16 protein-coding genes are annotated in these 21043 nt (G+C 35.0%); 13 read left to right on the forward strand and 3 right to left on the reverse strand.

Going from position 1 to position 21043, the window contains the following annotated elements; translation table 11 throughout:
- Positions 1–133 precede the first annotated feature (133 nt).
- The 6 genes from DR980_RS12070 to DR980_RS12095 all read left to right on the forward strand — a co-directional run bounded on the left by DR980_RS12070 (position 134) and on the right by DR980_RS12095 (position 8246).
- On the forward strand, positions 134–1147 hold the full coding sequence (locus tag DR980_RS12070) for a PDDEXK nuclease domain-containing protein (RefSeq protein WP_113636596.1): 1014 nt from the start codon (positions 134–136) through the stop codon (positions 1145–1147).
- Between the two features lie 432 nt (positions 1148–1579).
- Positions 1580–3682, forward strand: a complete 2103-nt coding sequence (locus DR980_RS12075; RefSeq protein ID WP_394335940.1) for a prolyl oligopeptidase family serine peptidase — start codon at positions 1580–1582, stop codon at positions 3680–3682.
- 305 nt (positions 3683–3987) lie between these two features.
- Complete coding sequence (locus DR980_RS12080) at positions 3988–4383, forward strand: (deoxy)nucleoside triphosphate pyrophosphohydrolase (protein ID WP_244199298.1); 396 nt, start codon at positions 3988–3990, stop codon at positions 4381–4383.
- Positions 4380–7520 (forward strand): DEAD/DEAH box helicase, encoded by a 3141-nt coding sequence (locus DR980_RS12085; protein ID WP_113636500.1) that lies wholly within the window; start codon positions 4380–4382, stop codon positions 7518–7520. The genes DR980_RS12080 and DR980_RS12085 overlap by 4 nt, the downstream gene beginning before the upstream one ends.
- A 21-nt stretch (positions 7521–7541) precedes the next feature.
- Positions 7542–7811, forward strand: a complete 270-nt coding sequence (locus DR980_RS12090) for a hypothetical protein (RefSeq protein ID WP_113636502.1) — start codon at positions 7542–7544, stop codon at positions 7809–7811.
- A gap of 120 nt (positions 7812–7931) precedes the next feature.
- Positions 7932–8246 (forward strand): HPF/RaiA family ribosome-associated protein, encoded by a 315-nt coding sequence (locus tag DR980_RS12095; RefSeq protein WP_113636504.1) that lies wholly within the window; start codon positions 7932–7934, stop codon positions 8244–8246.
- A 96-nt stretch (positions 8247–8342) separates the two neighbouring features.
- Here the strand turns inward: DR980_RS12095 and DR980_RS12100 are convergent, their stop codons facing one another.
- Positions 8343–9926, reverse strand: a complete 1584-nt coding sequence (locus DR980_RS12100) for a L,D-transpeptidase family protein (RefSeq protein WP_113636506.1) — start codon at positions 9924–9926, stop codon at positions 8343–8345.
- Positions 9927–10554: 628 nt separating this feature from the next.
- On the opposite strand from DR980_RS12100, the gene DR980_RS12105 reads away from it, so the two are divergent.
- Positions 10555–13017: an AsmA family protein gene (locus DR980_RS12105; RefSeq protein ID WP_113636508.1), complete on the forward strand. Its 2463-nt coding sequence runs from the start codon at positions 10555–10557 to the stop codon at positions 13015–13017.
- Between the two features lie 4 nt (positions 13018–13021).
- A complete protein-coding gene (locus DR980_RS12110; RefSeq protein WP_113636602.1) occupies positions 13022–13531 on the forward strand; it encodes a nuclear transport factor 2 family protein in 510 nt (169 codons plus the stop codon).
- Between the two features lie 87 nt (positions 13532–13618).
- Here DR980_RS12110 and DR980_RS12115 read toward each other — a convergent pair whose 3' ends face one another.
- Together DR980_RS12115 and DR980_RS12120 are read right to left on the reverse strand one after the other, a co-directional pair.
- A complete protein-coding gene (locus DR980_RS12115) occupies positions 13619–15664 on the reverse strand; it encodes a M13 family metallopeptidase (protein ID WP_208630806.1) in 2046 nt (681 codons plus the stop codon).
- A 142-nt stretch (positions 15665–15806) separates the two neighbouring features.
- On the reverse strand, positions 15807–17411 hold the full coding sequence (locus DR980_RS12120) for a L,D-transpeptidase family protein (protein WP_113636510.1): 1605 nt from the start codon (positions 17409–17411) through the stop codon (positions 15807–15809).
- 232 nt (positions 17412–17643) lie between these two features.
- Between DR980_RS12120 and trmB the strand changes: the two genes are divergently transcribed.
- The 5 genes from trmB to DR980_RS12145 all read left to right on the forward strand — a co-directional run bounded on the left by trmB (position 17644) and on the right by DR980_RS12145 (position 21018).
- Complete coding sequence (trmB, locus tag DR980_RS12125; RefSeq protein ID WP_113636606.1) at positions 17644–18321, forward strand: tRNA (guanosine(46)-N7)-methyltransferase TrmB; 678 nt, start codon at positions 17644–17646, stop codon at positions 18319–18321.
- Between the two features lie 46 nt (positions 18322–18367).
- Complete coding sequence (locus DR980_RS12130) at positions 18368–19003, forward strand: LysE family transporter (protein ID WP_113636512.1); 636 nt, start codon at positions 18368–18370, stop codon at positions 19001–19003.
- A gap of 50 nt (positions 19004–19053) precedes the next feature.
- The gene (locus DR980_RS12135; RefSeq protein ID WP_113636514.1) at positions 19054–19383 is read left to right on the forward strand and encodes an MGMT family protein; all 330 of its coding nucleotides are present in this window, start codon (positions 19054–19056) and stop codon (positions 19381–19383) included.
- 199 nt (positions 19384–19582) lie between these two features.
- Positions 19583–20710, forward strand: a complete 1128-nt coding sequence (locus DR980_RS12140; RefSeq protein WP_113636608.1) for an Mrp/NBP35 family ATP-binding protein — start codon at positions 19583–19585, stop codon at positions 20708–20710.
- A gap of 68 nt (positions 20711–20778) precedes the next feature.
- The gene (locus tag DR980_RS12145) at positions 20779–21018 is read left to right on the forward strand and encodes a NifU family protein (RefSeq protein ID WP_113636516.1); all 240 of its coding nucleotides are present in this window, start codon (positions 20779–20781) and stop codon (positions 21016–21018) included.
- Positions 21019–21043: the final 25 nt, after the last annotated feature.

Consider the following 21043-nt stretch of genomic DNA (forward strand, 5'->3'; position numbering starts at 1 on the left):
AAAAACAAAAAAACGCTATTCGAAAGAGTAGCGTTTTTTTAGTTTTAGGGCAAAAATCATTGATTACTATTTCAGTGCTTTTTTCGTATTATTGTATATAGAATCGAATGAATTTTTATAACTCAAAATAATGATGCTACAAAACCAATCTGTAATTCCTGATATTAAAGCCATTATAGCAGCTTCGAAAGACAAAGCAATTAGAGCTGTAGACAATGAAAGAACTTTAATGTATTGGTATATTGGGCAACGTATTTTCGAGGAAGAACAAGACGGAAAGGACCGTGCAGATTATGGAACATACTTAATTAAATTCCTATCGCAACAATTACAGCCAGAATATGGAAGTGGTTTTTCTGTGAGGCAATTAGAGAGATACCGACAGTTTTACCGAATGTTTCCAATTGCGTCCGCACTGCGGACGCAATTGAGTTGGACACAATATAAATTCCTTTTGGCAATTGAAAATCAGTATAAAAGAGAATTTTATGTTGCGGAAAGCGTAAAAAATAATTGGACGTCAAGACAACTTGAACGTCAAATCAACAGTAGTTTATACGAACGCCTTTTAATCAGCAATGATAAAGAAAGCGTATTAGCAGTTGCCAAAAATGAAAAATTGCCTTCAGATGCTAAAGAGATTATAAAAGACCCGATGTATCTGGAATTTCTAGGGTTAAAACGGGAAGCGGCTTACTATGAAAGGGATTTAGAAAGCGCCATAATTACTCATTTGCAAGATTTTTTATTGGAACTGGGAAATGGTTTTTCATTTGTAGCCAGACAAAAAAGAATACACATTGATGGTGATGAATTTTTTGCAGACTTAGTTTTTTATAATCGAATATTACAATGCTTTGTCATTATCGAAATCAAAACAGATAAACTTACGCATCAGGATATAGGTCAACTACAGATGTATGTCAATTATTATGATCGAGTAGAAAAACTGCCTCGTGAAAATCCAACTATTGGTATTTTGCTTTGTGCTAATAAAAATGACGGAGTCGTGAAATTTACGCTGCCGGAAAACGAGAAAAATATAGTTGCCAGTCAATATGAATTATACCTGCCCACGGAACAACAGTTGTTGGAAGCTGTGAATATAGAACTCCAGAATTTTGAGCAAGGAAAAGAAAGTGAATAACGCACCGTTTGGACACAAATGATAATCTCAATAAAGAGCTATCTCGCTGTAAAATCAGTCTAAATCCGTTCAATCCGTGTCATCTGTGGCCATATTTGAATTACGTCCGCAGTGCGGACACAATTGTACTGGCTTTAAAATTCATTAAACTTTAAACCTAAACTATAACTCGTACAATTCGTGGCAAAAAAAATAGTTGCTATCTCATTCAAACCAAATGCTATTTATAAACCAAACGCTTTTTTTGTTTTATTTAAGACTTTCCCACCTTTACAACAATAACTATTTCCCTATTTTTGTAACAACCTAAAACAGAATCTAATGAAATGAGCATGACGGTAATTGGGTCGCAAGCACCAATGATGATATGCAAATTACATATGACCGATGAAAAACAATAAATATCAACATATGAAAAAAACTTTTTTAATAATGGCTGTATCTTCTGCAATGGCGACTTTTGGACAAAACCAAAAACCAAAACAGGTAACTTATCCCGTAACCACCAAAGGGGAAACTGTTGATGTTTATTTCGATACCAAGCTTCCGGATCCGTACCGCTGGCTTGAAGACGACAAATCTGCCGAAACCGGTGCATGGGTAAAAGCCCAAAACGAAGTAACCTACGGGTATTTATCCCAAATTCCGTTTCGTGATTTGCTAAAAGCAAGAATGGAAAAACTGTGGAATTACGAAAAAATAGGAGCGCCTTTCAAAGAAGGAGATTTTACGTATTACTATAAAAACAACGGTTTGCAAAACCAATCGGTGTTGTACAGAAAAGACGCCAAAGGAACCGAAACCGTGTTCTTGGATCCAAACACCTTTTCTAAAGACGGAACTACATCGCTTGGCGGATTAAATTTCTCTAAAGATGGTTCTAAAGTTGCCTATGCCATTTCAGAAGGCGGAAGCGACTGGAGAAAAGTAATTATTATGGATGCCATTACCCAAAAAATTATTGAAGATACGATTGTCGATGTAAAATTCAGTGGCGTGTCTTGGAAAGGAAACGAAGGTTTCTACTACTCCAGTTATGACAAACCAAAAGGAAGCGAATTATCAGCAAAAACCGACCAACATAAACTGTATTTCCATAAGTTAGGAACCGCACAAAAAGATGATAAAGTAATTTTTGGTGCCGACCAAAAACGCCGTTATGTAGGCGGTGGCGTGACTGAGGATGACCGTTATTTGGTTATCACAGCGTCTAATTCCACCTACGGAAACGAATTGTACATCAAAGATTTGACAAAGCCCAACAGTCCTATTGTGACGATTGTGGATAATTTCAAAAGTGACAACAACATCATCGAAAACGAAGGCGGGAAATTATTCATAGAAACCGACTTGAATGCGCCCAACAAACGCATCGTTACTGTGGATGTCAACAATCCGAAACCGGAAAACTGGAAAGACTTTATTGCAGAAACGGAAAATGTGTTGTCTCCATCAACAGGTGGCGGATATTTCTTTGCTAATTATATGAAAGATGCCGTTTCGGTGGTGAAACAATATGATTATTCCGGGAAATTGGTGCGTGAAATCCAATTGCCTGGCGTCGGAACTGCCGGTGGTTTTGGCGGAAAGAAAAAAGAGAAAACATTGTATTATTCTTTCACAAATTACATTACGCCGGGTTCTATATTTTCATTCGAACCAGCAACAGGAACATCTGCTGTGTATGAAAAACCAAAAGTAGATTTCGACAGCGAGCTATACGAGTCTAAACAAGTATTTTATACTTCTAAAGACGGAACCAAAATCCCGATGATTATCACCCACAAAAAAGGATTAAAACTTGACGGGACTAATCCAACGATGCTTTATGGTTACGGAGGATTCAACGTGAGTTTGACACCAAGTTTCAGTATTGCCAATGCCGTTTGGATGGAAAACGGAGGCGTTTATGCCGTGCCTAATTTACGTGGCGGTGGCGAATACGGGAAAAAATGGCACGATGCCGGAACCAAAATGCAAAAACAAAATGTATTTGATGATTTCATCGCAGCGGCAGAATATCTGATTGCTCAAAAATACACCTCTTCACAATATCTGGCCATTCGTGGTGGGTCAAACGGAGGATTGCTCGTGGGCGCTACCATGACGCAACGACCGGATTTGATGCGAGTTGCTTTACCGGCAGTGGGCGTGATGGACATGTTGCGTTACCACACCTTTACCGCAGGAGCAGGTTGGGCGTATGATTACGGAACTGCGCAGGACAGCAAGGAAATGTTCAACTACATCAAGGGATATTCTCCCGTACACAACATACAAAAAGGGATTCAATACCCGGCAACCATGGTCACAACGGGCGATCACGATGATAGAGTAGTGCCGGCGCACAGTTTCAAATTTGCTGCCGAATTACAGGAAAAACAAACCGGAACAAACCCAACCCTAATCCGTATTGATATCAATGCAGGACACGGCGCCGGAAAATCCGTAGCAGCAACCATTCAGGAAAATGTCGATATTCAGGCCTTTACCTTATTCAACATGGGAGTGGTGTTATTGCCAGAGTTGGAATAACAGAATTTATTTCAGGATTTATTCTGAATTTATTTCAGAAGCTTTTTCCTGCTATCCGTTACAATCTTTATATCCGCCGAAAAGGCGGAAATAAAGGATTTTCACTTCTATCAGGGCTAGGGCATTTGATTCCTCAGACTATTGTCATTGCGAGGAACGTGGCAATCACATCATAAATCGATAAATATTAAAAAAAACGCTATTCGAAAGAGTAGCGTTTTTTGTCAGTTAGTTTTTTAATATTGATATAAAACAGACTATCTTTCGTACAAATTAAATATTACTTTCTTATAATTATTCATAAAATGTCAAACATTGTAAACGTCACTTGTGCTATTATCTTAGTTGAGAATAAAATTTTAGTTGCTCAACGCAGTGAAAAGATGAAATTGCCTTTAAAATGGGAATTTCCAGGTGGTAAATTAGAAGAAAATGAGACTGAAATAGATTGTATTAAAAGAGAAATTAAAGAAGAGATAAATATTGAAATAGAAGTTTTAAGAAAATTGTCAAACACTATTTATGATTATGGAACTTTTAAAATTAATTTAATTCCTTTTATAGCAAAATATATTTATGGTGAAATTAGATTGGCAGAGCATAAAGATTACAAGTTATTAGAAAAAGTTGAACTATTAAGTCTTGATTGGGCAGAAGCAGATTTGCCAATCGTTGAAGAATTTTTAAAACTCGAATTATGAACCAAGGACTGTATGAGGAATTAGTTACTAAGCTAATCAACTATAAAATAAACGAATTAGATAAAGATACTTTTCAGGTTAAGAAAACTTCAATTGATAAAGCCGAAGCTGCTCAATTATTATCGCAACATATCGGTAAAACAATTAAACATGCTTTCACTTTACTTAAGGGTGATGATGTTGTAGAGACACAAATAGAAATCGCTAACAAGATTATTTTATTTCTGAAAGAAGAACTAAAAAAAGAAGAGTTTGAGGATGATCTAATAGAAACAGAAGGTAAAATTCTAAAAGCTGTTTTTACAAAAGTGGATGCTCATTTCACTGACTTGGATTTGCATTTAAAAGAAATTACTCCTTACACAAGATTGATTCACAGTGAACTTTTTACAGGTGGAAATTCAGGGACAACTCTTGAAAGCGAATTGAGAAAAGAGATTTTATCTTCAGATAGAATTGACTTATTAGTTTCCTTTATCAAATGGAAAGGAATTAGAATTCTAGAGCGTGAACTTAAAGAGTTTACGAGTCGAGGAGGAAAATTAAGAGTAATTACAACAACTTATATTGGAGCTACAGATGCTAAAGCGGTAGAGTTTTTGGCTTCTTTAGAAAATACAGAAGTAAAAGTTTCATACAATACAGGCAATGAAAGATTACATGCAAAAGCCTATTTGTTTCAAAGAAACACAGGTTTTCATACGGCATATATAGGTTCTTCTAATTTTTCCCGTTCTGCTTTAACGGATGGTTTAGAGTGGAATTTAAAAGTGACGACTAAAGAAGTGGGGCATATAATTGATAAATTCAAGAAAACATTTGAGGCATACTGGCAAAATACTGAATTTGAATTATATGATAAAAATATTCATTCTGTAAAATTAGTCGAAGCTTTAAAACAGGGCAAGTTTTCAAAAGAATACACTTTTACAACATCTTATTTTGATATAAAACCGTTTCATTATCAAAATGAAATACTTGAAAAATTAGAAGTTGAAAGAACGGTTCATAATAGATATAGAAATCTTATAGTAGCCGCTACAGGAACTGGAAAAACAGTTATTTCTGCATTTGATTATAAAAACTTTAGAAGTAATAGTGAAACATCAAAGTTACTTTTTGTGGCTCATAGAAAAGAAATTTTGCAACAAGCAAAAGCCACATTTCAAGGAGTTTTAAAAGATAATAATTTTGGAGATTTATGGGTTGATGGAATGGAACCAAAATCTAATGAATATCTTTTTGTTTCAGTACAAACGTTAAATAATAGACTGAAAGATTTAAATCTATCGCCAGATTATTTCGATTTTATAATTTTAGACGAAGCTCATCATGGACCCGCGTCTAGTTATAGACCTTTTTTAAATTATTTTCAGCCAAAAGTTTTATTAGGATTAACAGCGACTCCTGAAAGAATGGATAATGAAAATATACTTGAAGATTTTTGTAATCGCATAGCTGCTGAAATTAGACTTCCCGAAGCATTAAATAAAAAATTATTAAGTCCATTTCAATATTTCGGTATTACTGATAGTATAGATTTAACTAATGTAAAATGGGAGAAAGGGAAGTATGTAGCAAGTGAATTAACGAGCTTATACACTAAGAACAATATTCGAGTTGGAGAGATAATTAGCAATCTTGATAAGTATACAAATGATATAAATGATGTTCGAGCAATTGGATTTTGTGTGACAATAGAACATGCCTCTTTTATGGCTGAAAAATTCAATTTAGCAGGATTAAAAGCAGAATGTTTAACGGCTAAAAATTCTAGTGAGCGAGATAGAATTAGAGAACAATTCAAGAAAAAAGAATTCAATTATTTATTTGTTGTTGATATTTTTAATGAAGGTGTAGATATTCCTGAAATTGATACAGTTTTGTTTTTAAGGCCAACAGAAAGTTTGACGGTTTTTCTTCAACAATTAGGACGTGGATTACGTTTGTCAGAAGGAAAAGATTGTTTGACAGTTCTAGATTTTGTTGGAAATTCAAGACCTGAATATGATTTTGAAAGTAAATTTAGAGCGTTAATTGGAAAAACAACAACTTCGGTTCAAAAAGAAATTGAAGATGATTTTCCGCATTTGCCTTTAGGCTGTTCAATAGTTTTAGAGAAAAAGACAAAAGAAACAATTCTTGAGAACATAAAAAAGGCGACATCTTTAAATGTAAATCAATTAATAACCAAAATTATAAATTTCCAACATCAAACTAATTTACCTTTAACATTAAATAATTTCATAACGTTAAACCATATTTCAATTGAAACTATTTACAAAAAAGATAGTTGGTCAAGATTATGTCAAAGAGCTGGAGTAATCGAAGATTTTGAAAACATAAATGAAAAGCAAATATATTCAGCTATTAGTAATAAATGGTTGTCAACTAATTCGACGAGTTATTTCAATTTCATTTTAAAGATTGCAAAACAAGGTTTTAATATTAGAATAAATGATTTTAATGAAAATCAAAAAATCATGTTGTTAATGTTGCATTATGATGTTTGGCAAAGTGCAGGAGGTTTTGATTCTTTAGAAAAAAGTATAATACAAATTGGTAAAAATAACATTCTTGTCAATGAAATTATTGAAGTATTAGAGATGCTGATTGATAAAATTGGATTTAAAGAAATTGATATACAATTACCATACAGTCAGCCTTTAAAATTGCATGCTCGTTACACAAGAGATCAAATATTAGTTGCTTTTGGCTTAAGTACTTTTGAAAAAAAATCATCTAATAGAGAAGGAGCAGCCTTTAATGATAAGTTAAACACAGAAATTCTTTTTATTAATTTGATAAAATCAGAAGAGAATTTTTCTCCAACAACAATGTATGACGATTATGCAATTAGCGAAACTTTATTTCATTGGCAATCACATAATGCTTATGGACCCAAAACCAGCAAAGGATTGTCGTATATAAATCATATTAAGCAAAATAAAAAAATACTTCTTTTTGTTAGAGAGAAAGCAAATGATGAAAACGGAAATACTCTTGGTTATGTTTTTATAGGAGAAGCTAATTTTAGAGAAACAGAAGGGTCAAAACCAATGAGTATTAAATGGGAACTTAATGAGCCAATGCCAAATTATCTTTGGAAAGAATCAGCAAAAATGTCAATTGGATAACTTAATTCAAACTTTATATTAATGACACGACTTGATAAAATCGAATATTTAGAACAACTTCTTAATCAAACAGAAGAGAATTACGCTGACACTTTCAAAGCTGACGTTACAATGTTCTTTGATGATGATTTTTCTGAAGAAAATTCCAAACTACAGTTTTTGGACAATATAAATTCAAAACAAGAAATTGAAATTTGGGTTGATAGATTGACTTCTCGATTTGTAATGAAATTTGATTCAGAGTTTGAAACTGAGAATGACTTCATTTATAATTATTTAGAAAATGGTTAATCCATTCCCTTCCTTAACTCCACAAATTCTCTCTTATATTTTCCCAATGTTTTATTAATTGGTTCGGTTTTTCATACCGCAATCGGTAAATTTGAAAGAGAACATTAAATATATAAAAACATGACAGTACAAATCAACACAGACAACAATGTAGAAGGAAACGCACGTTTGAAAGCGTATATAGCCGATGAAATAGCAGCGACTTTAGCGCGTTTTGAAGATAAAGTAACCCGTTTAGAAGTGCATCTTGGTGACGAAAACAGCGATAAAGGTGGTGTAAACGACAAACGATGCCTGATTGAAGCAAGACCAAATAACATGCAACCGGTAGCGGTTACCAATCATGCGGATACAACTGAAAAAGCCTTTCACGGAGCCTTAGACAAAATCAAAAAAGTGTTGGAAACAACTTTCGAGAAAAAGAAAACGTATTAAATAGTTGCCTTTTGGCAAACAAAAAAATGACACTGTCTAAATAAGATAGTGTCATTTTTTTTTTGTTGTTATTCTCTGGAAAAAGAGCTTCTGTTTTTACTTATCAAAAAGCAAGGTTGCCAATGCTTCATCTCTTTTATAAACATCTTCATAAAAATGAACCACGCCTTCCTCGTCAACCCAAGAGGTAAAATAACCAATGTATACCGGAATTTTATTTTTTAGCGCGTACCAATATTCCTCTCCGCCGTTCATTGCGGTTTCTATTTTAGCAGGATTCCATTTCTTGTCATCTTTCATAATCGCGGCGGCCAGTTCTTTCGGCTTGGCGACACGAATACAACCGTGACTAAAAGCTCGGTCTTCCTTTCCAAATAGACTTTTGGACGGTGTATCGTGCAAATAAATCGCATTCGAATTGGGGAATAAAAACTTCACTAATCCCAATGAGTTTTCCGGTCCGGGTCTTTGTCTTACATTGCTGTCTTTCCATTCCATGTCGTGTTCGGCCAAGTAATTTGGATTCTTTTCAATGGCCGGAAGAATTTCTTTCTTCAGGATACTGGTGGGTACATTCCAATACGGTCTGAACACGATGTACTTCATAGGAGCACTAAAAATTACGGTTTTGTGCATTGCTTTTCCCACCACCACTTTGGAATGTAATTCTGGTTTTCCGTCTCGGAAAAAAGTTAATTCATAAGCTGGAATATTCACCACAATTAATTCTTTAGATTTGGTAATGTCATTCGAAATCCAACGACAACGTTCCATGTTCACCATCAGTGTTTTGATGCGTTCCGCAATAGAAACATTCATGTATTTGATATGTTCCGGCAGAATCGTTTTGTTGAGCGAATTCCCGCTTCTTTTCTTGAATTTTAAAATTCCTGTCGCTAATTCGTCATCGTATACGGCACTTTTAGAATCTCTGGAAATATCATTGGTGATAAACAAACGCGTTCTGATTTGTGCAATGGCTGTGGCGCTGTCGCCAGGCTTATACGATTTTACATTTGGATCCAATGCAATGGTTTTCCAACCGCCCTTTTTTTCTAAGGTGCGGTATTCCTGCAACACGTCTTTAAGCAGATAATATTGTTTCAACACTCCTTTTTCTTCTTTGTTGATTAACGAAGGGTCGATTAACAACGAATCTAAATAATTGACATACGATTGTTTTTTTCGAGGTAAAAACCAACCTAAATCTTTCGTTTTTTGAGCATCGATACCATCATATACTTTATCCGCGTAAAAAAAGTACAGCGCAGAACTCAACAATTCAGTGTCAATAGTTGCTTTCTGATTTTCTTCAGGATTGTCATAGATATCATCCAGTTTTTCCTTGTACGGAATCACGGTTTCTACACCTTCCTTACTCAAATTATTCACTTTGCTGTACAGCAAACCTGCAAATTCATTAAGACCATCCTTGTCAAACCAGATGTAATGAAACTGATGTTTGCGGTATAATTTTTCTACTTCACCTTGATACGGCTGCAGTTTTGGATATTTTCCAAAGAATGTTTTGATTTGCGTGCTGTCAAACGCAACTTCTATCGCATTTAAACTCGTTTGAGTATTGGATGCCACAATATTTCCATCTTTCTTTTTGCAGGAAACAATGGTAAACAGCAGTATAAATACAACCAATAGGATTGGGGAATGTAACTTTTTCATAAATCAACTTTTAATTCGCCTTGAATGCATTTAAGGCATTACAAAAATACATCAAATCCAGTGAGGTGCTACCAGCCTTGGACTGCGTGTGCTTTTACAAAGCGCATCTCAATCGTTACTTTAAGTATATTTATCGAATTAAATTTTAAATTAAGTTATTGTTTTTTAATTAGTTATGAATTTAATTTTGTTTTTATGATAGTTTTTTTGGTCCAATATATTTTCAGAAATCCAAAAATTATGAAATAAATAGTTCTGCGATATGTAAAATTGTTCCTGCAACTCAATTTTGTTGAAAGAGCATAATAATAAAGTTCGTTATTGACAAAAAACCGAATAATGTTATGGTTTTTACCAAACTAAAATCAGATGATAAAACCCAATAATTATACTATTTCAGGTGGTTTTAGTCAAGTGAAAAACTTAAGAAATGGAACGTTATAGCTCTTAAAAAACGATTGGGAATTGATAGAATTTTGTTTTAAAAATGCCGTTTAACAACCTGAAATCCCAAAAATCAAAATGGCATTCCAGCAGTTCAAAAGGGGTGTGAAATCCGTTTTTGGATTATTAATTCCTAAACCGAATGTTTTTAGCTACCTTTATTTAAAATAGTAAAGGAATACGTATGAATCAATATTTGCAGCGCACAAAGTCTTATTTTCAAACTATAAATTTTCGAAAAATAATCAAAAGAATTGGTTTTTTATTTCTGGGAATTGTGGCTTTTTTGGTGATAGCGTCAGCGGTTTTATCGGTTTATTTTAAGAATAATAAAGAGGAAATTGTCACGCAAATCAATGCGAAAATTAACGAAAATATTACGGGTACAATTGTTATTGGTGACATTAATTATAAGTTTTTTAAGGGTTTCCCCAATATGACTTTGGCGTTAAGTCAAGTAGAATTAAAAGACAGTTTGTGGGCTTTACACAAGCGAACGCTACTCAAAGCGGAACAAATTGAGGTGCGCGTCAATGTTTTGGGATTGCTTTCTAATGAGATAAACATCGATAAAATAGAAATCCAGCAGGCCACTTTGCATTTGTTCAAAGGAAAAAATGGAATTGTAAATACGAATATTTTTAGACCTAAGCCAAAAAGCAAAAAATCAAAAAGCTCCACCGATTCTAAAGTAAAAGAAGTCGTTTTAGACCAAGTACATTTTATTTCCGAAAATCAAATGGGACATAAATTATTTGATTTTAATATCGTGGCACTGCGAAGCCAGATAGATCATGATAACGAGAATTGGCACACGAATTTATATTTGAAAACGCTTGCCAAAAGTATGGCTTTCAATACTAAAAGAGGAAGTTTTATTCAAAATAGAATGGTAGAAGGGGTTTTGAAAGTTGATTTCTCTGAACCCAAAAACCAAATTAGTGTTGCCACGGAGAATTTCGGAATTGGGGAAGAGTTTTTTGATATCAACGCTCATTTTAGTTTGGATAAAAACAAGTCTCCTTTTGATATTGCCATAAAAACTACGATTTTGTGGCGTGATGCTTCCGCTTTATTGAGCGCTAATATCAGTACTAAAATAAATCAGTTTGATTTAAAAAAACCGATTGACGTGGGTTGCACGATTATTGGCGATATGAATGTCACTGGCGATCCTGAAATTGTGGTGACGACAAAAATTAAAAATAATGAACTCAAAATACCGGACGGAATCATTACGGACTGCAGCTTTGGCGCTACATTCACCAACCAATATAAAAAAGGAGCAGGCTGTAACGATATTAACTCGACCATAACTTTAACGGATTTTTCTGGGAAATACAAAACTATTCCATTTGCAATTCCAATCGGGATTATTTCCAATTTTGAAAAAACCACTGCGGCAGGAAGTTTTAAATCTGACTTTCCCGTTTCCAGATTAAATGAGATAGTCAATGAGGATTTGATGCATTTTTCTGACGGTCAAGCCAAAGTGAATTTGGATTTCAAATTTGATGTAGTGAATTTAAAAATACAAAAACCGTTGTTCACTGGAAGTGTAGCTGTTAAAAATGCAACTGTAAATTATGGTCCACGGAATTTGACTTTTGTGAAAACAGATATTCAGCTTGATTTTACGGAGCAAGCATTATTAATCAAAAAAATTAATTTTAAAGACCGTAGGAACATGGTTTTTATGGAAGGCAAAATTGACAATTTCCTGACATTGTATTACGAGAATCCAGAAAAAATGGTGGTAAACTGGGATATTTATGCTCCCTTTTTGGACGTGAAACAGTTTATAGGTGTTTTTACAAGTACCGGTAAAAAAGCTCCAAAAACCAAGGATAAAAAAGATGATTTTTCAGACGAATTGTATTCCGTGATTGAAATGAGCCAAATGGCGTTAAATGTTAAAGCGGACAAAATAGTCTACAGTAAACTCGAGGCGACGAATGCAAAAGCAACGATTTTGTTGCTTAACAATAAATTAATTGTCAAAAATGGCTGGGTTCAAAGCGTTGGCGGAAACATTGCTTTTGATGGGGAATTAGTTCCTGATGGAGATGATTTTCTGCTCGAATCTAATGCGAAAATCAACCGCGTGAACATTGGCCGATTCCTTGCCGGCTTAAATAATTTTGGTATTCAATCTTTTGAACCTAAAAATATAGAGGGATTTTTAACAGCTTCGGCAGCGCTTAAAGGAAAACTACTTTCCGGCGGAGAATTAAAAACGAACTCTCTTTCCGGTGCTGCTAAATTTAAGGTGGCTCAAGGCGCTTTAATCGATTTTAAACCTATTACAAACATAGGTAAGTTCGCTTTTCCTTTTAGAAATGTGAACCATATCGTTTTTAGTGATTTGTCAGGAAATTTTAAAATTAATGGAGATTTAGTAAATGTAAATGATTTGAAAGTGAGTTCCAATGTATTGAATTTAGACGTAAATGGCGTTTATTCGTTCAATAGAGGTACAAATTTAGCGATGACTATTCCGTTGAGAAATCCAAAAAACGATGAACTTATCACCGATGAAGCGGAAAAAGCCGAAAAGCGTACGAAAGGAATTGTGCTGCATTTATTGGCCGTTGATGTCGATGGAAAAATAAAAATAAGATGGAATAAAGATCATGAAAAACTCTAATTGTATGAAAAAACTACTGGCAGTTCTTATCGTTTTTTGTTTGTCCGGATGCAAAAGCAGCATGGACCAACAGACACTTTCGAAAGCAAACGTAAATGAAACACTCGATGCTTGGCACAAAGCCGCAGCGCAAGCTAACTACAACGACTATTTCAGTTTAATGACTGATGATGCTGTCTTCATTGGTACCGATGCAACAGAAAATTGGGATAAGACAGCTTTTCAAGCCTATGCAAAACCACATTTTGACAAAGGGAAAGCGTGGAATTTTACGGCTCTGGAACGACATGTCTTTTTTGATAAAACCGGAAAAACAGCTTGGTTTGATGAATTGCTGGATACCCAAATGAAAATTTGTCGTGGTTCTGGAGTTTTGGTGAAAATAGGGAACCAGTGGAAAATTCAACACTATGTTCTATCGATGACAATTCCCAACGATAACTCGAATGAAGTTATAAAAGTCAAATCCGCCTTGGAAGATTCGATGATAAAAACATTGAAGTCTAAACAATAATATTCTGGAAGTAATGTTTTAGGTTTGGACTTTTTTGCATAGAAAAACCTCTGTTTTTAGCAGAGGTTTTTTAAAATAAAATGATAATTACCAGATTTTGACTCTTTTTTCTGGAGCTAAATACAAGGAATCTGTGGGTTTTATATTGAAAGCGGTATAAAATTCAGGAATATTTCTCACGACACCATTAATTCTGAATCTCGCCGGGGAATGTGGATCGGTTGCGATTTGATTTCGTAACGCTTCCTCACGAGATTTATTCAACCAGCATTGCGCCCAGCCCAATAATACGCGCTGCTCGCCTGAAAATCCCTCTAAAACCGGGGATGCTTTTCCTTCTAAACTCATTTTGTACGCTTTTATTGCAATGGATAATCCGCCTAAATCACCAATATTTTCGCCTTGAGTAAATTCACCATTTACATTTAGATCTGGAAATACTTTGAAATCATTGTATTGAGCTACTAATGCGCCCGTTTTTTGTTTGAAAGCTGCTAAATCACCTGGCGTCCACCAATTTCTAAGAACTCCGTCACCATCAAAGGTGCTTCCCTGGTCATCAAAGCCATGACCTATTTCGTGACCGATTACAGCTCCAATACCACCGTAATTTGCTGCATTTTCTACTTTTAAATCAAAGAAAGGAGGCTGTAATATGGCTGCAGGAAATACGATTTCATTAAGCGGTGGGTTGTAATAGGCGTTTACGGTTTGTGGAGTCATTCCCCATTCGGTTCTGTCAACTGGTTTTCCTAATTTATTAATTTGTCTGTTGTACTCAAAAGTGGTGGCTTTTTGTTGGTTTCCGTACAAATCTCCAGGAACAACTTTTAAGGCAGCGTAATCTCTCCACTGGTCTGGATAACCAATTTTTGGAGTGAATTTCGAGAGTTTGTCTAAGGCTTGCTTTTTAGTTTCCGGACTCATCCAGTCCAGATTTTTTATGCTTTCGCCATACGCTTTAAGCAAGTTTTTAACTAGTAAAGTTACTTGCTCTTTGGCCTCAGGGGAAAAATGCTTTTTTACATAAACCTTTCCAACGATTTCACCAAGGCTACCGTTTACTCTATCAACGCCTCTTCGCCACATTGGTTGTTGTGCTTGGATTCCATAAAGTGTTTTGCCATAGAAGTCAAAATTTTCCTTGTCTAAAGCGGTGTTTAATGATGTTGCCGCTCCGTGAATTGTATTCCATTTCAGATACGCTTTCCATGTGGTTAAAGGAGTTGTTTTTATGATTCCGTTGAGCGCTTTTAGATAATCAATTTGCGCAATGACAATGTTTTTTTGATTGAGAATTCCAGCATTTTTTAGCATACTGTCCCAATTAAAATCAGGCATGAGTTGTTTTAAATCGGTAATCTTATATTTATTGTACAGTTTTACAATGTCACGGGTTTGTTCTTTTTTCATATGCTGAGCGGCTAAAACCGTTTCTAATGCCATGATTTTTTTGGCGAGATCTGGCCCATTCGCTACTCCGCCGATTTCTAGCATCTTCGCGATATGGGTTACATATTTCTTTTGGATTTCCTTTGATTTGGCATCTTCAAGAGCATAATATTCTCTGTCGGGTAATCCTAAACCGCCTTGCCAGGAAATAAGCATGTACTGGGTTGGATCTTTTAAATCCTCCATCACCGAAACTGAAAAAGGGATATTGCTTCCGGAGGTATTTGCATATCCAAAATAAGCCGCTAAATCCGTGTAATTGGTAATAGCATCAATTTTTTTGTATTCAGTAAGTAACGGTGCAATTCCTTTTTGATCCCTCATTTTAGTATCCATGAAGGCGTCATAAAAGTCCCCAATTTTTTGCTCATCAGAACCTGTTGCAAAATCACCTTTGGAGGACGCTTCGATAATGGCTTTTACGTCTTCTTGTGCTTTTTCATGGACCATATAGCCAACACCATATGAGGCTTTGTCATCCGGTATTTTAGTTTTTTTCAGCCAAGCACCGTTAACATAGGCATCAAAATTATCGCCTGGTCGAACGGATGTGTCCATATTGTTTTTATTAATTCCGGAAATTGTTTTGTCTGTTTTTTCAAATGTGGTAAAAGCAGCTAGCAATAAAATGGAGGATGCCAACACAAGTTGGGTTTTCATTGGATATGGTTTTGATTTCATAGGGTGGTTTTTTAGAATATCAAATATAATTAAAAAAAAGTTACGCCTATGTATTTATTTGATTGTTAGCAAGTTGAAATAAAAAATAGAATTCTATCCAACTGATTAAATAAATCAAATTGAAAATTTAACTGTAGTTGTTTTATTTGGAGTCGTCAGAAAAAAGAATTTCGGCCAGACGATCATCCCTTAAATAGATGTCGTTAAAAAAACTGATTTCACCGGAATCATTGACCCATGTGGTAAAATATCCAATGTGAACAGGAATTTTATTTTTCAGGATACAAGTAGTTTCTTTTCCGCTGTCCATGGCTTTCTTAATGCGTTCTGCGGGCCAATCCGGATTGTTTTTTAAAATTAAGTATGCTAATTCCTGTGCTTTATTCACGTTAATGCATCCGTGACTGTATGCTCTATATTCAGATTCAAATAAGCTTTTAGCAGGCGAATCGTGTAAATAAATATCGGAAGCACTTGGAAAAATGAATTTGACTTTCCCCAAGGGATTTTTTGGACCGGGTTTCTGTCTTACTCTTCCTTTGTTCCATTCCATATCATTATCAGCCAAATAGTTTTGGTCACGATCCATAGCTGTTTTTATTTCGCTTTGAACGATACTCGTTGGGATATTCCAGTACGGACTAAATATTAGATGGCTGATATTACTACTAAAAATTACGGTTTCATTCATAGTTCCGCCTACAAATACATTTGATTCTAGTTCAGTTTTGCCGTTTCTTTTATAAATTAGTTTAAAAGAAGGAATATTTATTATGATGTATTCGTCCGCTTTTGTCAACTCTGGAGCAATCCAACGACAGCGTTCCATATTGACCATAATGGTTTTGATATAATTTTCAATGGGAATATTCATCCGCTGAATGTGACTCAAAGTAATAATAGGATCTATTTTGTAACCATTTCTTTTCTTGAAGTTCAGGATTCCGGTCATTAATTCGGCATCGTACAAGGTGCTTTTGGAATCGTGTTGTAAATCTCCGGTTACGGCGAGTCTTTGTCTGATTTGACTAATGGTTGCTGAGTTGTCACCCGGCTTGTATTCTCTCCTTGAAGAATCGGCAATGATCAAATTCCATTCGCCATTTTGCTCTATTTGTCGGTATTTTTTTAAAACAGTTCTCAGTTTGTAATATTGACTAAAGAGCTGTTCCTCATTTTTATCTAATAATTGAGGATCTGCTAACAAAGTTTGGAGCAGGCTCGCGTACGAAAGGTTTTTTGTGGGTAAAAACCATCCAATCTCTCTGATTTTTTCAAGGTCAATTCCCTTGTATACTTTTTTTGCATAAAAAATATACATTGCGGATAGTAAAAGTTCCGTTTCGGTAGTCGTGAGGTTGCTTTGCGGGTTTTTATTAAAAATCAGGTCGGCTTTTTCTTTATAAGCGAATCGGGACTTTAACCCATCGTCCTGCAGCTGATTTACTTTGGAATATAATAAATTGGCAAACTCAATAATTCCTTGGTTGTCAAACCAAATGGAACTGTAATTTCTTTTTTTGTACAAAGCAATAACATCTGATTTGTATTTTTTTACATTTGGATATGCTTTGAAAAATCTGGAAATAACTGTACTGTCAATTTTGACGAAATTTCTTTCTGGTTTGTATTTCAGCATTGATTGAGCAAAAGAAGTGTTGGTAACCGTTTTGGAATTTGGACGGTAAGCAGAAGCAATTGAAAAATTGAATAATAGTACTGCAATAGATAAAACGAAGTTTTTCATAGCAAGTTTATTTGTATAAAGGTACAGTAATATTTTGTGTGCGAAAAGCGCATTAACAGGAATGTTAAGAATGGAAATAGTACAAAAGTCATTACTTTGGCTGTTATTTTTTGAAGAACTGCATAAAAAAGTAGCTTACAAATAGCGATTTTGAAAACGTTTTTTCATTTTTTTACCGCTTCGGCATTCGGTCTTATATATTTCCTTAATTTTGCCGAAATATTCTAAAAAAGTGGGAAGCAAAAATAAATTAAAGCGGTTCAAAGAAAACGAGACATTCAACAATGTTTTTCAACCAACAAGAGAAGAAGTTGTAGGCGATTTATTTCCTTTGAAAGGGAAATGGAACTCAGAATTCTTTAAAAATGAAAATCCATTGGTGCTGGAATTAGGCTGTGGAAAAGGGGAATATTCTGTTGGGCTTGCGGAACGATATCCAAATAAAAATTTTGTGGGAATCGATATCAAAGGTGCTCGTTTTTGGCGTGGAGCTAAAACAGCGGTTGAAACCGGAATGTATAATGTGGCTTTTATCAGAACCCAAATTGAATTGATTAACCATATTTTTGCTGAAAACGAAGTAGATGAAATCTGGATAACTTTTCCGGATCCACAAATAAAATACAAACGAACAAAACACCGAATGACAAATTCAGAGTTTTTGCAATTGTATAAAAAAATCCTCAAAAAAGACGGTGTGGTAAACTTAAAAACCGACAGTGAGTTCATGCATGGGTATACTTTAGGGTTGTTGCATGGAGAAGGGCATGAGGTTTTGTATGCCAATCATAATGTGTATGTAAATGAAGGAAGTCCGGAGGAAGTAACTGCTTTTCAGACATTCTATGAAAAACAATATTTAGAAATTAACAAAGCAATTACCTATATTCGATTCAAAATCAAAGAATAGTTTTATATTTGAAACAGATTTCTTTTTTTAATCTTGCACCTTGCCTATGAATTTAATCACTTCTTTGCTTTTGGGTTTCGTTACGGCCTTTGTAGGGATTACGCCTCCGGGGTTAATCAATATGACAGCCGCTAAAGTGAATCTCAAGGAAGGAAAAAGAAGTGCGTACTGGTTTGTTTTAGGTGCAGTAATTATAATTTTCTTTCAGGCGGCACTTGCTATATTTTTTGCACAATTTATAAAAGAGCGTCCGGATGTTATAGTTTTGCTGCGCGAAGTTGGTTTTGGGATTTTTGCAGCATTGACAATCTATTTCTTACTGATTGCTAAAAAGCCAAAAAAGAAAAAAGGTAAAATGAAAAAAAAGAGTACTTCCACTCGTTTTTTTCTTGGGATGTTGCTCTCTGCACTTAATTTTTTCCCTATCCCTTATTATGTTTTTGTAAGCGTTACATTGGCGTCATACAATTTGTTTTATTTTGATACGACCAATGTTTTTACCTTTGTAACAGGTGTGGTTTTAGGATCTTTTTTTGTGTTTTATTGTTACATCACTTTCTTTCAAAAAATTCAAGACAAAACGGATTATCTGATGCGCAATATGAATACCATCATAGGAAGCATTACCGGATTGATATCCTTGATCACCTTAATCAATATTATACGGTATTATCTGCGATAATTTTTTACCGCTAAAGAACAATAAACAGACTTTTTATTAGATTCAGCATCATGTCAAACGACAATTTTTTCGAGAGAGTATATTTCATAGTCAGACAAATTCCGTACGGAAAAGTAACTTCTTATGGCGCTATTGCAAAGGCTTTAGGAACAGCTCGTTCTGCTCGAATGGTAGGTTGGGCAATGAATGCCTCTCATAATCTGGAAGATGTTCCGGCGCATCGCGTGGTGAATAGAAAGGGTTTGCTTACCGGTAAATTACATTTTGACGGAACAAATTTGATGCAGCAATTATTGGAAAACGAAGGAATTGTTGTGGTGGATAACCAAATTTTAGATTTCGAGAAACATTTTTGGCAACCGGAAGTTAGGGTGGTGTAAAGCTGAAAATTCAAAACGCGAGATTTTTTGAGATTAAAAAACGATATTTCTCTGATAATTGCCGTCAATCCTCACATCAATAAATGCGATACAAATCCTTTATAATAAGAACTTTTCATAGTATCTTTGTAATCTGAAATCAGTTTAAATAAAGATAATATTTTGGCATGAAATGCCGACAGAAAACAATAAACTAAAAATGAAATTAGATAGAAAAGATATTCTTAAAGCTTTAGAAACGATTACTATAGCTGGAGAAGGAAAAAACATGGTGGAAAGTGGCGCAATAGCAAATGTGATAACTTTTGGCGATGAGGTTGTAGTTGATTTAGTATTGCACACACCGGCGATGCACATAAAAAAACGTGCCGAAGACGATATCAAAAAAACAATTCTCGAATTAGTATCTCCGGATGCTAAAATCAAAATTAATAGTAAAGTTGAGGTTCCGGACAAACCGGAAATCAAAGGAAAATCAATACCGGGAATCAAAAATATTATTGGTGTAGCCTCTGGTAAAGGTGGAGTAGGAAAATCTACTGTTACAGCAAATCTAGCGGTATCATTGGCTAAAATGGGTTTCTCAGTAGGAATTCTTGATGCGGATATTTACGGACCATCGATGCCAATCATGTTCGACGTAGAAAGTGAAAAACCAATTTCGGTAACCGTTGATGGAAAATCAAAAATGAAACCGGTTGAAAGTTACGAAGTAAAAATTCTTTCAATCGGATTTTTTACAGCTCCAAGTCAAGCGGTAATCTGGAGAGGACCAATGGCTTCTAAAGCTTTGAACCAAATGATTTTTGATGCTGACTGGGGAGAATTGGACTTCATGTTAGTTGATTTGCCTCCGGGAACAGGAGACATTCACCTTTCAATCGTTCAATCATTGCCTATTACAGGTGTTGTCATCGTAAGTACGCCACAAGCAGTAGCTTTGGCAGATGCCAAAAAAGGAGTTTCGATGTTCATGTCTGAAGCTATAAATGTTCCTGTATTGGGAATTATAGAAAACATGGCGTATTTCACACCAGAAGAATTACCAGAAAATAAATACTATATTTTTGGTAAAGAAGGAGCTAGAAATCTTTCAGAAGACTTAGGCGTGCCATTCCTTGGCGAAGTGCCTATCGTACAATCCATTCGTGAAGCGGGTGATTACGGTCGTCCGGCAGCAATGCAAACCGGTTCCGTTATTGAAACCGTTTTCGAACAAATCACTAGAAATGTAGTGCAAGAAACCGTAAATAGAAATGAAAATTTACCTGCGACTGAGGCGGTTAAAATCACAACTATGGCCGGTTGTTCAGCAGTAAAAAAATAGAAATTAGAATGTTTGAAATGATTTTTAATCTTTCAATTTTCTAATCTTTCAATCTTTAAATAAAGAAAATGACAACAGAAGAATTATTTGTAGAAGTTCAAAAAGCACTAGAAGAAATCAGACCCTTTTTGAATTCTGACGGCGGTGACATCACATTGATTTCCATCGAGGATGACAAACATGTAAAAGTACGTCTAGAGGGAGCATGCACCAGTTGTAGCGTCAACCAAATGACACTTAGAGCTGGAGTGGAAACGACCATCAAAAAGTTTGCACCACAAATAGAAACTGTTGTAAATATCCTGTAAATGATTAGTGCGTGCCCCTTTTAAG

This window comes from Flavobacterium psychrolimnae, from assembly GCF_003312425.1.
GTDB lineage: Bacteria > Bacteroidota > Bacteroidia > Flavobacteriales > Flavobacteriaceae > Flavobacterium > Flavobacterium psychrolimnae.

Coding starts and splice junctions, on each gene's coding strand:
- DR980_RS12070 (WP_113636596.1), top strand. CDS start 134: ATGCTACAAAACCAATCTGTAATTCCTGATATTAAAGCCATTATAGCA.
- DR980_RS12075 (WP_394335940.1), top strand. CDS start 1,580: ATGGCTGTATCTTCTGCAATGGCGACTTTTGGACAAAACCAAAAACCA.
- DR980_RS12080 (WP_244199298.1), top strand. CDS start 3,988: ATGTCAAACATTGTAAACGTCACTTGTGCTATTATCTTAGTTGAGAAT.
- DR980_RS12085 (WP_113636500.1), top strand. CDS start 4,380: ATGAACCAAGGACTGTATGAGGAATTAGTTACTAAGCTAATCAACTAT.
- DR980_RS12090 (WP_113636502.1), top strand. CDS start 7,542: ATGACACGACTTGATAAAATCGAATATTTAGAACAACTTCTTAATCAA.
- DR980_RS12095 (WP_113636504.1), top strand. CDS start 7,932: ATGACAGTACAAATCAACACAGACAACAATGTAGAAGGAAACGCACGT.
- DR980_RS12100 (WP_113636506.1), bottom strand. CDS start 9,926: ATGAAAAAGTTACATTCCCCAATCCTATTGGTTGTATTTATACTGCTG.
- DR980_RS12105 (WP_113636508.1), top strand. CDS start 10,555: ATGAATCAATATTTGCAGCGCACAAAGTCTTATTTTCAAACTATAAAT.
- DR980_RS12110 (WP_113636602.1), top strand. CDS start 13,022: ATGAAAAAACTACTGGCAGTTCTTATCGTTTTTTGTTTGTCCGGATGC.
- DR980_RS12115 (WP_208630806.1), bottom strand. CDS start 15,664: ATGAAATCAAAACCATATCCAATGAAAACCCAACTTGTGTTGGCATCC.
- DR980_RS12120 (WP_113636510.1), bottom strand. CDS start 17,411: ATGAAAAACTTCGTTTTATCTATTGCAGTACTATTATTCAATTTTTCA.
- DR980_RS12130 (WP_113636512.1), top strand. CDS start 18,368: ATGAATTTAATCACTTCTTTGCTTTTGGGTTTCGTTACGGCCTTTGTA.
- DR980_RS12135 (WP_113636514.1), top strand. CDS start 19,054: ATGTCAAACGACAATTTTTTCGAGAGAGTATATTTCATAGTCAGACAA.
- DR980_RS12140 (WP_113636608.1), top strand. CDS start 19,583: ATGAAATTAGATAGAAAAGATATTCTTAAAGCTTTAGAAACGATTACT.
- DR980_RS12145 (WP_113636516.1), top strand. CDS start 20,779: ATGACAACAGAAGAATTATTTGTAGAAGTTCAAAAAGCACTAGAAGAA.